At 64.2% G+C, this 14,226-nt stretch carries 13 protein-coding genes; 2 read left to right on the top strand and 11 right to left on the bottom strand.

Annotation, left to right across the window (positions count from 1 at the left end):
- Window positions 1-19: 19 nt before the first annotated feature.
- The 4 genes from EG244_RS02045 to EG244_RS02030 form a co-directional block, all read right to left on the bottom strand.
- On the bottom strand, window positions 20-571 hold the full coding sequence (locus EG244_RS02045) for a histidine phosphatase family protein (RefSeq protein ID WP_124963338.1): 552 nt from the start codon (window positions 569-571) through the stop codon (window positions 20-22).
- A gap of 86 nt (window positions 572-657) precedes the next feature.
- On the bottom strand, window positions 658-2,214 hold the full coding sequence (locus tag EG244_RS02040; RefSeq protein WP_124963337.1) for a fatty acyl-CoA synthetase: 1,557 nt from the start codon (window positions 2,212-2,214) through the stop codon (window positions 658-660).
- A gap of 85 nt (window positions 2,215-2,299) precedes the next feature.
- Complete coding sequence (locus EG244_RS02035) at window positions 2,300-2,914, bottom strand: DUF1190 domain-containing protein (RefSeq protein ID WP_124963336.1); 615 nt, start codon at window positions 2,912-2,914, stop codon at window positions 2,300-2,302.
- Between the two features lie 38 nt (window positions 2,915-2,952).
- A complete protein-coding gene (locus EG244_RS02030; RefSeq protein ID WP_124963335.1) occupies window positions 2,953-4,134 on the bottom strand; it encodes a glutathionylspermidine synthase family protein in 1,182 nt (393 codons plus the stop codon).
- A 171-nt stretch (window positions 4,135-4,305) separates the two neighbouring features.
- On the opposite strand from EG244_RS02030, the gene EG244_RS02025 reads away from it, so the two are divergent.
- Window positions 4,306-5,085 (top strand): SDR family NAD(P)-dependent oxidoreductase, encoded by a 780-nt coding sequence (locus EG244_RS02025; RefSeq protein WP_124963334.1) that lies wholly within the window; start codon window positions 4,306-4,308, stop codon window positions 5,083-5,085.
- 410 nt (window positions 5,086-5,495) lie between these two features.
- Here the strand turns inward: EG244_RS02025 and EG244_RS02020 are convergent, their stop codons facing one another.
- The 6 genes from EG244_RS02020 to EG244_RS01995 all read right to left on the bottom strand — a co-directional run bounded on the left by EG244_RS02020 (window position 5,496) and on the right by EG244_RS01995 (window position 11,723).
- Window positions 5,496-6,737 carry a hypothetical protein gene (locus EG244_RS02020; RefSeq protein ID WP_124963333.1) on the bottom strand — a complete coding sequence of 414 codons (1,242 nt, stop codon included), beginning with the start codon at window positions 6,735-6,737 and terminating at the stop codon, window positions 5,496-5,498.
- 120 nt (window positions 6,738-6,857) lie between these two features.
- Window positions 6,858-7,886 (bottom strand): tyrosine-type recombinase/integrase, encoded by a 1,029-nt coding sequence (locus EG244_RS02015; protein WP_124963332.1) that lies wholly within the window; start codon window positions 7,884-7,886, stop codon window positions 6,858-6,860.
- 113 nt (window positions 7,887-7,999) lie between these two features.
- Window positions 8,000-8,725, bottom strand: coding sequence for an MgtC/SapB family protein (locus EG244_RS02010; RefSeq protein WP_233588888.1), 726 nt, complete (start codon window positions 8,723-8,725; stop codon window positions 8,000-8,002).
- A gap of 98 nt (window positions 8,726-8,823) precedes the next feature.
- The gene (locus EG244_RS02005; RefSeq protein WP_124963331.1) at window positions 8,824-10,107 is read right to left on the bottom strand and encodes a TRAP transporter large permease; all 1,284 of its coding nucleotides are present in this window, start codon (window positions 10,105-10,107) and stop codon (window positions 8,824-8,826) included.
- Window positions 10,108-10,118: 11 nt separating this feature from the next.
- Window positions 10,119-10,637: a TRAP transporter small permease gene (locus tag EG244_RS02000; protein ID WP_124963330.1), complete on the bottom strand. Its 519-nt coding sequence runs from the start codon at window positions 10,635-10,637 to the stop codon at window positions 10,119-10,121.
- A gap of 111 nt (window positions 10,638-10,748) precedes the next feature.
- Window positions 10,749-11,723 carry a TRAP transporter substrate-binding protein gene (locus EG244_RS01995; protein WP_124963329.1) on the bottom strand — a complete coding sequence of 325 codons (975 nt, stop codon included), beginning with the start codon at window positions 11,721-11,723 and terminating at the stop codon, window positions 10,749-10,751.
- Window positions 11,724-11,923: 200 nt separating this feature from the next.
- On the opposite strand from EG244_RS01995, the gene EG244_RS01990 reads away from it, so the two are divergent.
- Window positions 11,924-12,991, top strand: coding sequence for an NADH:flavin oxidoreductase (locus EG244_RS01990; protein ID WP_124963328.1), 1,068 nt, complete (start codon window positions 11,924-11,926; stop codon window positions 12,989-12,991).
- Between the two features lie 53 nt (window positions 12,992-13,044).
- On the opposite strand, the gene EG244_RS01985 is transcribed toward EG244_RS01990, so the two are convergent.
- Complete coding sequence (locus tag EG244_RS01985; protein ID WP_124963327.1) at window positions 13,045-14,130, bottom strand: MraY family glycosyltransferase; 1,086 nt, start codon at window positions 14,128-14,130, stop codon at window positions 13,045-13,047.
- Window positions 14,131-14,226 lie beyond the last annotated feature (96 nt).

The raw sequence follows: 14,226 nt of genomic DNA, 5'->3' as shown, positions 1-14,226 counted from the left end.
TCCGTAATCTAGAGGGTGACTATACTTTCGCATAGCCCCCCGAAACGGGGGGGCTTGAAAAAATCCCGCTTTCGCGAAATTTCCCACCGCCCAAGGGAGAGAAAAGCCGCGGCACCGCATGGGCCGGAGCGGCACCACCGGGATCGCCGCCGGTGACAGCGCGGGCAGCGCAGAGGATGCCGGACGGCACGACAAGAACCGTCAGATGGTGTTTCGGGCTGCGCGCCAGGCAATCACTGATGGTGGCGGCCACCCGCGCCTGCAGATCGGACCCGCTTTCACCGCCGGGCATCGGCTGGCCTTCCGGATCGCCGCATGACTGCGCGCGCAGGCCTTCATGCAGCAGGATCTCTTCTTCGGGAAAGGCGAGGGCGGCGGTCTGATGGGTGGGTTTCTGCGGCGAGGCGAAGACGTAAAGCGGCCCCTCCCAGGGCAGAGCCGCGAGGGCTTCGGCGGCGCTGGTGCCGGCATCCGTCAGCTGGGCCTCGCGCCGCCCCATGAGACTGCCGCCGCGGCTGGCGTCGGTCTGTCCATGGCGGATCAGCACGAAAGGACGGTCTATGGTAATCATATGGATAATTGTTAAGCCCGTATCACTGGACCGGGCTTAACAATCCGGGGGCAGGCAAGACAGTCAGGAATCCAACCCCCGATGGATCAGGCCTGCGCGAATTCGGCCTCATAGGTGCGGCGAAGCTCGCGCTTCAGGATCTTTCCGGCGGTGTTGCGCGGCAGATCCTCCAGCCAGATCACCGCTTTTGGCAGCTTGAAGGGGGCAAGCCCCGATTTGGCATGGGTGAGAATGGCGGCGCTGTCGGGCGTCTCACCGGGGCGCAGCACGACGAAGGCGACCACGGCCTCGATCCATTTCGGATGCGGCAGGCCGACCACGGCGACCTCTTTGACGGAAGGATGGGTGAAAATCACCTCCTCGACTTCGCGCGAGGCGACGATGGTGCCGCCGGTTTTGATGATGTCTTTCACGCGGTCGACGACGGTCAGATAGCCGTCTTCATCCATGATGCCGACATCGCCGGAGTGAAACCAGCCGCCGTGAAAGGCCTCGGCCGTGGCCTCCGGTGCGGCCCAATAGCCGGTCAGAAGCTGCGGCGAGCGGTGGACGATCTCGCCCTGGGTGCCCGGCGGCACGTCCTGCATCTGCTCATCGACCAGCCGCGTCTCCACATTGAAGATCGGTTTTCCGGCGGAAGCGGGGCGGGCGTCGTGTTCTTCGGGGCGAAGAACCGTGGCGAGGGGGCCGATTTCGGACTGGCCGTAGCAGTTGTAGGGGCGCGCATTGGGCAGGCGGGCGCGAAGCTCCTGCAGCACCGGGACCGGCATGATCGAAGCGCCGTAATAGACGAACTTCAGCGACGACAGATCGCGGCGGTCAAAATCGGCGCTGCGCAGGAGCGAAATCCAGACGGTGGGCGGCGCGAAAAACGAGGTGATCTGCTCGGCTTCGATCAGCTGAAGGCAGGTCTCGGGCTGCGGTGTGGCGATGAGGCGGGAATGCGCCCCCATCAAAAGCTGCGGCATGACAAAGACATGCATCTGCGCGGAATGGTAAAGCGGCAGGGCGGCCAGCGCGCGGTCTTCGCGGCTGAAGTCCAGCTCAATGATTGAGCTGGTGTATTCTGCCAGCAGGGCGCGGTGGGTCATCATGGCACCCTTGGGGGCCGCCGTGGTGCCGGAGGTGTAAAGAAGCTGCGCAAGATCCTCGTCGCAAAGATCCGGGCAGAGATCCCCGGGAACCGGGGTCCCGGCGAGGGCGAGGGGCAGAAGATCGCTCAGCAGCCCGGTGACGCTGAGCTGGGGCAGGGCGGGGCTGACGGCTTTGGCCTTGTCGGCCAGCGCGGCATCCCAGTAAAGCGCAGAGGCGCCGGAGTTCGCCAGGATATATTCCAGCTCGCGCCCCACAAGGCCGTAGTTGATCGGCACATGCACAAAGCCGCCCCGCACGCAGGCCAGCCACAACAGGAAAAAGGCATCGGAATTGGTGCCGTAGGCGGCAACGCGGTCGCCCTTTTTCAGCCCGGCCTGCTGCAGCGACAGCGCGATACGGCCCGCTGATTGATAAAGCCCCGCAAAGCTCCAGTTGCGATCTTCATAGCTCAGCGCCGTGGCCGCGCCAAAGCGGCGGGCGGCGCGGGACAGGGCATCTTGAATGGTATTGCGGCCAGTGCTTTGGCCTGCGGTCTCAGTCGTCGTCATCTCTTTCCCCCTGGCGCGTGGTGATGCGCCCCGGGGGAGAGAGTGTCACGACCTGCCGCGCTGGCAAGTCCGACGTGGCGGCAGATCAGCCGCCAAAACCACCGCCACCCGATGACGTGCGCCCGCCCGAGGTGGAGGAATTGCCAAAGCCACCGGTAGAGCGCACCGAAGAGCTGCTCATCGGGGCTTTGCCCAGAGTGGTGGGCTGGGCCTTAAAGGCCTGAGGGCCGACTTTCGCGGTGCCCGATCCGGCGGCGACTTTGGTCGAGCCATCCGCCGTCTGCATGCCGCCGCCGGCCCCGGGATACATCGGCACCGAGCGCGCATTGGCCGCCCCCGCCGCCGCGCCGCCGCCGCCGAGTTTCGACATCAGCGAGCCCATCATATAGCCCATCAGAATCGGCATGAAGATCGACCCGCCGCCCGAGGAATTATCGGCCACGCAATTGCCCGCGCCATGCTCGGCCTCGCAGACGGCGACCGCGTCATAGCGCGGTGCCGTGGCCTGATGCTCGGCATTGGCCTGATCGATCGCGGTCTGGCACTCTGCCGGTGTGGCGCCCGGGATCGAGGTGGTGCATTCCGAGGCCGAAGAGATCATCGGCACATCCATGACCTCTTCCTGGCAGGCTGCCAGCGTAAAGGCGGTCAGGCCGATCAGACCGATGGTGGCGGGGCGGGTCAGGCGGTTGCGTTTCATCTCTTACTCTCCTCAGGCGGTCAGATCAGGCTGTGAGATCAGGCACCGGGTCGGATAAAATGGGGCTTGAACCGGCTGAGGTTGCCGGTGATGGCGCTTTTGTCCTCACGGATGCCCATACCACAACATGCGCCGCCTGCCATCCATAAGCCGATGACGGGTTTAAAGCCGTCAAACTCGGGCAGCGGGTGGTAGGCCTGCAGGATTTTCGGGTGGCTGTCATAGGGGCCGGGTTCTGCCGCCTCTGAGAGGCCGGGGGCGGTGATTTTGATGCCCTGACCTTCGCGCGAGAAGATCGGCTTTTCGACAACGCCCTGTTCTGCAAAGAGTTTTTGTGCCGCTTCCGGCACATCATTGGCAAAATACGCAGGCAGCAGGTTCGGGTGATCCGGGAACATTTCCCACAGCACCGGCAGCAGACCCTTGTTCGACAGCAGCGCCTTCCACGGCGGCTCAACAAAGCGGCAGCCGGAGGTGGCGAGATTCGCCGCGAAGTCATCGCGCAGCAGGTCTTCCCAGGGGTAAAGCTTAAAGAGCGTGCCGATGACGCGGGATTCGTTGTCGGCGAACTGGCCCTCTTCGGTCAGGCCGATCTTATCAAGCTCCATGTAATGCGGGATGATCCCCGCCTCATTGGCCATCCAGGCGAGGGTCTCAACGGTGCCGTAATCCTCGGTCGCGCCCGCGACAGAGGTGAAATGCATGTTTTCCCCCTGCTCAATGATCTCGCGAAAGCGCTCTACCAGGGCCTCATGGATGCCGTTGAACTGGTCCGAGCCTTCGGGAAGCTGCCCGCGCCCGAGCATGTCTTCGAGCCATTTCCACTGGAAAGAGGCCGCTTCGAACAGCGTGGTGGGGGTGTCGGCGTTATATTCCAGCAGCTTCGCCGGGCCCCTGCCGTCATAGGCAAAATCAAAGCGGCCATAAAGCTCGGGCTCTCCGCGGGTCCAGCTGTCGGCGATCCAGCCGCGGTGGGCGCGGGGGATTTCCAGCCGGTCCAGCAGCGCTTCCTGACGCAGGATATAGGGCACCGCCTCGCGGCACATTTCATGCAGCGCCTCTGCGGGACCTTCGAGGTCCTGCTCGATCTGCTCAAGGCTGAAGGCATAGACCGAGGTTTCATCCCAATAGGGCTCATCATACATGGTGTGAAAGCTGAAGCCCGCAGCCTCGGCCTGGTCTTTCAGGTCGGGGCGTTCAGTCAGGGTGATCTTTTCCAAGGCAGTCTCCGCAGGCGGCTCGTCATGAAGCGCCCGGGCGGGCGCCTTGGGGGGTAAGATAGTCACCGCAGCGCCAGGATCAAAGGGGAGCCGGACAGGCTTTTTGGCTGCGAAGCATTTGACAGGGCAGGACTTCCGGGTCTCACTAAGGCGAAAACCAGGGGGGAATGGATGAAAACTGCGGGCGAAGTGGTGCTGATCACCGGAGCGGGCGGTGGCATTGGTCAGGCGCTGGCGCGAGAGGCAAAGGCGCGGGGGGCTAAGGCCCTGGTGCTGAGCGATCTGGCGGGGCCGGGGCTTGAGGCGATTGCTGCAGAGACCGGTGGCCTTGCGCTTGCCGGGGATCTGCGCGACGCGGGCTTTATCACCCGCCTTGTGGCGGATGCAGAAGAGCGCGCGGGGCCGATCGGGATTTTATGCTGCAATGCCGGAACGGCGGCGGGCTGGGTGGAAGCGGGTGTGATTACATCGCCCGACGATGCCCTCTGGTCGCTGGCCTGGGAGGTGAATGTGCTGTCGCATGTGCGGCTGAGCCGCGCGGTACTGCCGGGCATGATCGCGCGCGGGCGCGGGCATTTGTTGCAGACCATTTCGGCGGCGGGGCTTTTGACGGCGCCTGGGGCCGCGACCTATAGTGCGACGAAACACGCGGCCCTCGGGCTGGCGGAAAGCATTGCGATTGCTCATGGCGGCGACGGCATTGGCGTCACGGCGCTGTGCCCCCAGGGGGTCGATACCGCGATGCTGGCCGATGTGAAGGATGAGGCGACCCGCGCGGATGGTGTGATGAGCGCGGCAGAGGTGGCGCGTCTGGGCTTTGACGGTGTGGAGGCGGGGCAGTTTCTGGTGACGCCGCATCAGCGCGTGCGGCGCTATATGGCGAAAAAGGCCAGCGATTATGAGGCCTGGATTACGGCGATGCAGGGCTATACCGCCCGCAATCGGGGCTGAAAAGGCCGATCCTGCGGGCGTGGTGGCAGGCCCCGCTGCTTTCGGGAGCAGCGGGGAAGCCGCCTCGGCCACGGAGCTTCTGCGCGAGCTGAGCGGGGGGCTTGCTCTCAGTCCGTTCCCTGCGGTGATCCGAAAACCTGTTGTGGGCAGGCTGCGCTGAATTTGGCGGATCGCTGTTGCGGATCGCTGTTGCGGTCTGGCGACACGCGGGCGGTGCAGGGCAGTGGGGGGGGGACCTGTCAGACGGTCTGAGCGTCTGACCCTGCCGCCCTCTCGTGGGATAGGGTTGATGGTTCAGGCTTTGCGGTTGTGACTTCCGCATTCCGGGGCGAAGGCGGCACGGGCGAAGATGAGTATTTAAGAAAAGCCAAAGCCGGGAGGGCAGGGGGCCCGAAGGCCCCCTCTGCGGGTTATTTCGCGCGCAGATAGCGCTGTGCGCTGAGCGAGGCGGCGCGCATCTGGCCGGTGGTGCTGTCCGCGCCCAGCTGCACAAGCGCCAGGCGGTAGCTGCCGGGCTCCAGCAGGACCGGGCCGATCTGCGGATCGGTGGAGCCATTGGCATCGTCGTTCTCGGTGATCTGGCGGCCCGAGACGTCAAACAGCGCCATGCGGGTGTCCATGCCGGTGGCGGCGGCATAGGCATTCAGGATCACCACCTGACGCTCTTCAATGTCAAAGCTGAACCACAGCGCCGAGCCGCCGAGCAGTTTCACCTGCGGCTCCGCCGAGGTGAGGTCGAGCGCCTCAACCGGGTAGTTCGCCGAAGACGGCGGCGGGATCTGGCCCTGGCGGTAAGCATCGCGCAGCACCTCGGCGGGATCGACACCGCCCACGGAGACGCGGATCTCACCGCTGCCGCCGCCAATTGACGTGGCGCCAAGGCAATAGGTTCCGGCCGCGAGATTGCCGAGAAGATCCAGGCGGGCGTTGGTGCCATCGGCATCGTCGTTCTCAGCCACCTGCTCGCCGGCGGCGTTGTAGAGGGTGATGACCGGATCGGCCTGAGAGGAGGTGGCGGTCAGGCGCAGGCCGGCGTTGCCGGGCAGGTTGAAGCGCAGATATTTCGGCCCCTGATCGGCGCTGAAGGTCTCGGAGAGGAAGGTGTAATCGCCAAGCGCTTTGGCAAGCGCCGCATCATCAAGGGTCACGGCCTCGGTCGCGGCGGTGCAGGCCGCCATCGAGGCGCGCCCCTGGGCGGTGACGATCGGGGTGTCGCTCATCTCCGAGACGCGCAGCGTGGCGGTCAGCGGACCGTTGGAGACATCGCGGGCGAGCGCGCAGTAATCGCCCGGCGCAAGATTGTGCTCAATGCGGCTGGCAAGCGTGCCTTCATAATCATCCATCTCGGTGATCATGGTGCCGGAGGCGGTATAGAGCGTCAGATGGGGGTCGCCCTGGCTGTGATTGCCCAGCTCAATGCGCAGCGGCCGCTCGTCTCCGGTTACGCGGAAGGCGGCCAGCAGGCTGCCGCCTGAACCGGTACTCACCTCGCTTTGCAGCGCCGCGCCGCTGAGTTCAGCCACCTCTGCGCCGCCAAGCCAGACCGCTTCGCGACCGGCAAGGCAGGCCGGGGGGGCATTTTGCGCGAAGGCGGTGGCGGGGATCAGAAGGGGCAGGGCAAGTCCTGCAAATACAAAGGATTTAACGGTCACAATAAACTCCTCGGGCATGGGCCGATGGTTGCACTATAGCGCCATGGCCGCGTTTCGCGAGGGCGTATTGCAGGAAAGTTTTGTGACGGGCCTGCTCTTTACGGGGGAGGGGCGCGGGGATTAAAGCCCCGCCGCGCGGGTCAGGTTGACGCGGAAACGGTCGCGGCGGCGCTGGTAGCGGCGGGTCATTTCGGCGGTGGAATGGCCAAGCTGTTTTTGCACCAGGCGCTCATCGGCCTCAGCCGAACTTGCAAGGCCTGCGCGCAGCGAGTGGCCCGCATACATCCGCTCATCGCGGGGGTCCGCAACGCCTGCCAGAACGGCCAGGCGTTTGACCACCCGCGCCACTTCGCGGTCGTTCAGGCGCATCGGCCCGATCTCCATCCCATCGGGCCAGATGCGCCGGAACAAAGGCCCCTGGCGGATTCCGGCGCGTTTCATCCAGTCGCGAAGCGCGGTGATCGGGCAGGTGGCGGGGGTGGTGCCGGGGCCGATCTCGACCTCACGCCAGCCGGTTTTGCCGCGCAGCGTGATCAGCAGGCCTTTCTCCATGAACTCGACCCAGCCGAGGCCGTCCGAGGTCTGGTCGCGCCCGCCGTCCAGCCCGGTGATTTCCGAGCGGCGCAGCCCGCCCGAAAAGCCGATCAGCAAAATGGCCCGGTCGCGCAGCCCGCGCAGCGTCTCCCGCTCACAAACGGCAAGCATGGCGATCAGATCTTCCGGCATCAGGGCGGCTTTTTGGACCGGGGGGCGGCCGTGCGTGTTGCGGATCCCGGCCATGACCAGCGCGATATGGCGGTCGCGGCGTTCAAGCACCAGGCCCTTGCTCATATAGACGGTCGAAAGGGCGGAGAGGCGGCGCTCAATCGTGGAGACGGCATTGCGCCTGCCGCCCACCGATTTTGCCCCGGTGGCGCAGGCGGTCAGATAAAGCCCGATGGTCTGCGGATGGGGGGGCAGCGGGTCGAGGTTCTCATGCCTGCACCAGGCGGAAAAGTGACGCCAGTCCGCATCATAAGCCCGGCGGGTATTGGCTGAAGTGGCCGCTTCGGCATAGTCGCGCGCCTGGGCCGCCAGACCTGAGAGCGACGCAGGCTGATGCTCAGAGGCGGCATGGGGGCTGAGAGCGGAGCGGAAGCGATCAGTCATGGACGGCCTTTGCGCAGAGGGGACCTCTGGCCAGTATAGCGGAACAAAAGAGGGGGGAAAGCGCAAATGTTCCCCCCGCGTTCCCTCTGGCCGGGGCAGGGCCCCAGACCGGCTCAGACCGGATCGGCCAGGACCGGCTGCAGCGACAGATGCTCGGGATGGGTCGCCGCCCGCAAAGCGCCGATCAGGGCGGCGGGATCGGGGGCGCCAGGGGCGGCAGGGCTGAGGGTCAGGGTGTAGCGGCGCTGTTCTGAGGTTTCCTCCACCCCGGCGGGGCCGGACGTCCAGCCTGCCGCGCGCAGACGCTCGGTCAGATCGGCGGTCGTCGGGGCGGTGTTTAAGGAATAGCTCAGCGCAAGCTGCCAGCTTTGCAGCTCAACTTTACGGGGCTGGATGGCGCGCAGAAAGGCCAGCACCAGCAGCGCCGCAACCGTGCCGATCACCGCAAGCTCGGTCAGCCCGGTGCCCCAGATGATGCCAAGCGCCGAAGTGAACCACAGCGAGGCGGCGGTGGTCAGCCCGTGGACATTGACGCCTTCGCGAAAGATCACCCCGGCGCCCAGAAAGCCAATCCCGGTCAGGATGGCATGGGGCATCCGCGCCATATCTGAGACGATCTGGGTGTCGGCGGGCAGAGCCACCGTCCATTCCGCCATGCGCACCCCCGCGAGGGTCATCAGCGCCGAGGCGAAACACACCAGCGTATGGGTGCGCAGACCTGCGGGCTTGCCGCTGAATTCCCGCTCGGCCCCGATCAGCAGACCGGCGACAAGGCTGCCGATCATGGGAAGGGCAAGGCCGGGATCGCTGAGAGTGGCGATCAGGCTTTCAAGGGTCATCTCTCGTCTCCGCAGTCCATGAGAGAGGAACGCTGCGGCGAAGGGATCTGTTCCGCAAAAGATCCGCGCCCGCCGGAGGGGCGGGCGCGGATGGGCGGTTACATGCCGGAGGCCCGGGGCAGCCAGGTGCTGACCGCGGGGATATAGGTCAGCACCAGCAGGATCAGCAGATTGGCGATCAGGAAGGCGGGCATCTGCGACAGGATCTGCGGCACCGGAATCCGGCCCACCGAAGAGACCACAAAGAGCAGGCTCCCCACCGGGGGGGTCACAAGTCCCATGGTCAGGTTCACAATCACCACGATGGCAAAATGGGTCGGATCAATGCCCATGCTATGCGCGATCGGCGCAAGGATCGGCACCAGGATCATCACGCCCGGCAGCGGGTCCATGAAACAGCCAAAGACCAGCAGCATCACGTTCACGAGCAGCAGGAAGACGATGGGCGACAGCTCCAGCGCCACGATCCAGGCGGCGGCCGCCTGGGGCATCCGCTCAATGATCAGCACCCAGGCAAAGGCACGCGCCGAGGCGAGGATCATCAGGATCGCGCCCGACGTCACCGCAGAGGCGAGGATAATCGCGGGCAGCGCCGAGAGCTTCAGCGTGCGGTAGACGAACATCCCGCACAAAAGCGCATAGAACACCGCCACGACCGAGGCCTCGGTTGGCGTGAAGAAGCCCGCCCGGATCCCGCCGATCACAAAGACGATCAGCATCAGCGCCGGCAGCGCCTTCACCGTGTTCATCATAAACACCCCGGGCGGCGGCACCGGGGTCTGTCCGCGCCAGCCAAAGCGGTGCGACTGGATGCAGTTCACCCCCGCATAGATCACGCAGATCAGCAGGCCCGGCAGAATACCGGCCATGAAGAGCCGCCCCACCGAGACGCTTTCATCCTGCATGGCATAGATGATCATGGTGATCGAAGGCGGAATGATCGGCCCCACGATGGAGGCTGAGGCCGTGAGGGCGGCGGCATAGGGCCTGGGGTAGCCCTCTTTGTCCATCATCTTCATCATCATGGCGCCGGGGCCTGCGGCATCGGCCAGCGCCGAGCCCGAGATGCCCGCAAACATCGCCGAGGAAAAGACATTGGCATAGCCAAGACCACCGCGCACGCGGCCAAAGAACTGCGCGGCAAAGCGCAGCAGCACCTGGGTCATCGCGCCGCCGGTCATCAGCTCTGCCGCCAGAACGAAGAAAGGCACTGCCATCAGCGGGAAGCTGTCGAGGCCGGTGAACATCTCTTTCACCACCACAACGACCGGATATTTGCCCTGGATCAGCACCGCCCCGAAGGCTGAGATCGCAAGGGCAAAGACCACCGGAAAGCCGATGATCAGCAGGGCTGCGAAAATTATGACAAGGGTCAGGGTCATGATCTTATCCCTCAGCCGCCGACCGCGGAAGACTGGTCCTGGCCGTCATCAAAACGGCCCGTGGTCACAAAACGGCGGGCGAGCAGCAGGATATGCGCCGTCATCAGCCCGAAGCCCAAAGGCATGGCGAGATAGATATACCAAAAGGAGACCCGCGTGGCGGGCGTCAGCTGACGGCCCATGCGATTCATATAGCCGATGCCCGACCAGATCATCCAAAGGCAAAAGCCCGCAAGGATCACCAGCATCAGGACACGGATCGCGCGGCCCACCGAGGGGGAAAAGCGCAGATGCACCTGGGTGATCGCCACCAGCAGCCCGCCCCTGAGCGCAAGGCCGGCTGACAGAAAGGTCATCCAGATCATCAGATAGCGCGCGACCTCTTCGGCCCAGACGATGGAGTTATTGGTGAAATAGCGCAGCGTGACATTGGCGAAGACAAGGCAGGCCATCGCCGAAAGGGCAAGGATCACGGCCCAGCGATTGACGCCAAGAAAGAGCTGTTCCGCACGGGAAAGCCAGGGGCTCATGGGATACTCCGGGGTAAAGCAGCCGCCCCCGGACGGAGAGGCTGCGGAAACGACAGCAGGCGGCCCCGCCTGGGGGCCGCCTGTCACAGGACGGGCGGGGCCCGGGCAGGCTTACTTCACATCGGCAATCTGCTGCAGCAGATCTGCGCCGAAGGATTTCGCATAATCCTCATAGGCCGGAGCCAGCGCGGCCTTGATGGCCTCTTTCTGGTCAGCCGACAGCTCACCGACTGCCATGCCGGCGTCTTTCATCGCCTGAGCGCCGGTGGATTCTGCATTGTCGACAAAGGCGCGCATCGCGAGACCGCCTTCAACGGCGCCCTTGCGGAAGGCCTCTTTGTCTTCATCCGACAGACCATCCCAGAAGATCGACGAGACAAAGAGCACGTTCGGCGCATAGACGTGACCCGAGAGGGTCAGGTGCTTTTGCACTTCGTTCAGCTTGGACGAGACGATCACCGAGAGCGGGTTTTCCTGGCCGTCGATGGTGCCCTGCTCAAGTGCGGAGACAACTTCGGGCCATGCCATCGGGGTCGGGGCCGCGCCAAGGGTCTGGAACGCCTTGATATGGACCGGGTTTTCCATGGTGCGCAGCTTCAGACCGGCCAGATCTGCGGGGGCTGCGATCGGGCCGCGGTTGTTGGTGATATGGCGGAAGCCCTGCTCCCCCCAGGCCACAGCCACGAGGCCGTGGTCGGCAAATTTCGTCAGCATCTCTGCACCGATCGGGCCGTCAAGGACCGCGCGGGCGTGATCGAAGTCGCGAAACAGGAACGGCACGTCAAAAACGCCGATCTCGGGCACGAAGTTCGACAGCACGCCCGAGGAGACGATGGTCGCCTCAACGGTGCCGAGCTGCAGGCCTTCCAGCACCTCACGCTCACCGCCGAGCGCCGAGGAGGGGAATTCGACAAAAGTGAAACGATCACCGGTGGCGGCTTTGGTCGCCTCGATCCAGGCTTTGGAGCCTGCACCATAATGCGAATGCTCGGCCAGGGCGTAGCCGATTTTCACTTCCGTCGCATTGGCAAAAGCAGCGCCTGCGATCAGCGTGCCCGTCAGGGCCACAGCAGCAAATTTCATCATCAGGTCACCTCTCTTGCAATCATTGCGGGGTCATGGGGTAATATTTGCGGTTTATTGCTTCTGGAACCCCGGATGACAAGCCTTTAGCGTGACAGGATGTCGCATCGTAGCGTCATTGGCTTCGGTCCCGCGCGCCTCCCCCTCTTGCGGCCCGCGGCAGGGCGGTGTCTGTTGCCCGCGCAACGGAGGACCGAATTTCGATGACTGAGACTGCTTTTCAACCGCTTACCCTGCGCAATGGCGTCACCTGGGAGAACCGCATCACGCTGGCCCCTCTGACCAACCGGCAGAGCCATGAAGACGGCGTCCTGAGCGATGATGAGATCCGCTGGCTGGAAGCGCGGGGGGAAGGCGGCTTTTCCATGGTGATGACCGCTGCGGCCTATGTGCAGCGCGATGGTCAGTCGTTTGAGGGGCAACTGGGCGCGGCCACGGATCTGCATGATGCGGGTCTGGCAGAGCTTGCCGCGCGCCTGAAAGCCAGCGGCACCCAGAGCGCGCTGCAGCTTCAGCACGGCGGCAACCGCTCACGGCCGGAGCTGTCCGGCCTGCCGATGATCTCGGCGGTGGAGGGGCGCGGCGCGCGGGACATGAGCGGCGCCGAAGTGGAGGCTTTGCGCGACACCTTCATCGCTTCGGCCCTGCGGGCGCAGAAGGCCGGGTTTGACGGCGTTGAGGTGCATGGCGCGCATGGCTATCTGCTGACGCAGTTTCTGAGCGATCAGAACACCCGCAGCGATATCTGGGGCGGCTCTTATGACAACCGCACCCGCCTTGTGCGCGAGATTGTCAGCGGGATCCGCAAAGCCTGCGGGGCAGACTTCACGCTGGGTCTGCGCCTCTCGCCTGAGCGCTATGGGATTGCGCTGGAAGAAGCGCAGCGCTTTGCCACGGAAATGATGACCGGGGGCGATCTGGAATATCTCGATGTGTCGCTGTGGGATTACGCCAAAGCGCCCGAGGATACCGGAACGGGGCGGCTTCTGGATGCCTTCATGGATCTGCCGCGCGGGACCTGCGCCCTTGGGGTCGCCGGTAAGATTTACGCAGCGGCGGATGTGCGCGCGTGCCTGTCGGCGGGGGCGGATTTTGTGCTGATCGGGCGCGGCGGCATTCTGCATGCTGATTTCCCGCAGGCCATGGCCGCGGATGCGGGCTTTCGGGCGCGCGATCTGCCGGTCACGGCGGAGTATCTGCGCAGCCAGGCACTCGGAGAGCGCTTTGTGAGTTATATGGCGACGGTCTGGCCCGGCTTTGTCGAAGGCTGAGACGAAGAAGGCCGCCCCGTGGGGCGGCCTTTCTGTCAGATGTCGTCAGGGCCTCAGGCCGGAACTTCATCGTCTTTGCGGCGCAGGCTGCGCAGCAGTGCCACGCGGCGGTAGGCCAGAAGATAGCTGACCACCACGATGGCGGTTGCCACCAGAACGGCCGGAGTGCTTTCGGCGGCAATGGTGCACAAAAGCGCCGAGAGGAAGGGGAAGAACCACATCACGGTGCTGGTCATCGGATTGCGCATCGCCGGAAGCCCGATGGCCTGAGCGGCGCGGCGCGCAAAGCTGCGGTAGACCAGGCTGTGCAGATGCAGACGGTCAGGCTGGCCGGGGTTCGTCCCCTCGCGCACGAGGCGGCGGTGGATCGACACCATGGTCTCCATCACCGGATAGGAAAGCCCCAGAAGACCGATCAGCGGCGAGAGTTCCGGATTGCGCGCGGGCAGCAGGACCGCGACCACCGCCACCACAAAGCCCGCCGTATAGGCCCCGGCATCGCCAAAGAAGATCAGCCCCATCGGATAATTCAGCAGGAAAAACCCAAGGATTGAGCCGGCCGCAACCAGACAGATCCCCTGCAGTGCGCCATCGCCGGCATTCCCCGCCACAACGGCAAAGCCAAGCAGGATGATGATGGCAGCGCCCGAGGCAAGGCCGTTCACCCCGTCAATAATATTGATCGCATTGGCAATGCCGCCGATCGCAAATGCGGTGAAGAGAACCGCAACCGGCGCAAAGCCAAGAAGTGTATCCACACCGGGGATTGACGTTTCGCGCACCGCATAGCCCGTGAAAATGCAAAACAGCAGGCCCGAGATAATTGTTGCGAAAAGCCGCGTCTTTACGCCGACCTTTTTGGTAATATCTTCAATGAGGCCCGACACAAACGCCGGAACCGCGGTCAGACAGATAAGACCCCAGAGTGCCGCAGCCTCAGGTTCAAGAAAAATAACCCCAACCAGCGCCCCTGCAATGAGGGCCAGTCCCCCGATCCGCGGCGTGGGCCGCTCGTGGAGCTTCTGCACTCCGGGTTGATTATCAAGTGTGAAACGTCCGTGCAGATTCCGCGTCAGCACGAGGCATATCGCAACAGCGGCACTGGCAATACAGGCGGCAATGGCGATGACAGCAGTCATGGAAGGCTCCGGCCAATCAGATTTATAATTTTACACGCAAAGGTGTTATGAACAACTGTCAATAAGGCGCTCTGTCACGCCGCAGTATTGAGCGAC

Source organism: Falsigemmobacter faecalis (assembly GCF_003863335.1).
GTDB classification, from domain to species: Bacteria; Pseudomonadota; Alphaproteobacteria; order Rhodobacterales; family Rhodobacteraceae; genus Wagnerdoeblera; species Wagnerdoeblera faecalis.
The sequence above is the reverse complement of the archived record's forward strand: the minus strand, read 5'-3'. Positions and strand labels throughout refer to the sequence as shown.

Bases quoted from the DNA above. Each gene is read 5' to 3' on its own strand.
- EG244_RS02045 (WP_124963338.1), bottom strand. From the start codon at position 571: ATGATTACCATAGACCGTCCTTTCGTGCTGATCCGCCATGGACAGACC.
- EG244_RS02040 (WP_124963337.1), bottom strand. From the start codon at position 2,214: ATGACGACGACTGAGACCGCAGGCCAAAGCACTGGCCGCAATACCATT.
- EG244_RS02035 (WP_124963336.1), bottom strand. From the start codon at position 2,914: ATGAAACGCAACCGCCTGACCCGCCCCGCCACCATCGGTCTGATCGGC.
- EG244_RS02025 (WP_124963334.1), top strand. From the start codon at position 4,306: ATGAAAACTGCGGGCGAAGTGGTGCTGATCACCGGAGCGGGCGGTGGC.
- EG244_RS02015 (WP_124963332.1), bottom strand. From the start codon at position 7,886: ATGACTGATCGCTTCCGCTCCGCTCTCAGCCCCCATGCCGCCTCTGAG.
- EG244_RS02010 (WP_233588888.1), bottom strand. From the start codon at position 8,725: ATGACCCTTGAAAGCCTGATCGCCACTCTCAGCGATCCCGGCCTTGCC.
- EG244_RS02005 (WP_124963331.1), bottom strand. From the start codon at position 10,107: ATGACCCTGACCCTTGTCATAATTTTCGCAGCCCTGCTGATCATCGGC.
- EG244_RS02000 (WP_124963330.1), bottom strand. From the start codon at position 10,637: ATGAGCCCCTGGCTTTCCCGTGCGGAACAGCTCTTTCTTGGCGTCAAT.
- EG244_RS01995 (WP_124963329.1), bottom strand. From the start codon at position 11,723: ATGATGAAATTTGCTGCTGTGGCCCTGACGGGCACGCTGATCGCAGGC.
- EG244_RS01990 (WP_124963328.1), top strand. From the start codon at position 11,924: ATGACTGAGACTGCTTTTCAACCGCTTACCCTGCGCAATGGCGTCACC.
- EG244_RS01985 (WP_124963327.1), bottom strand. From the start codon at position 14,130: ATGACTGCTGTCATCGCCATTGCCGCCTGTATTGCCAGTGCCGCTGTT.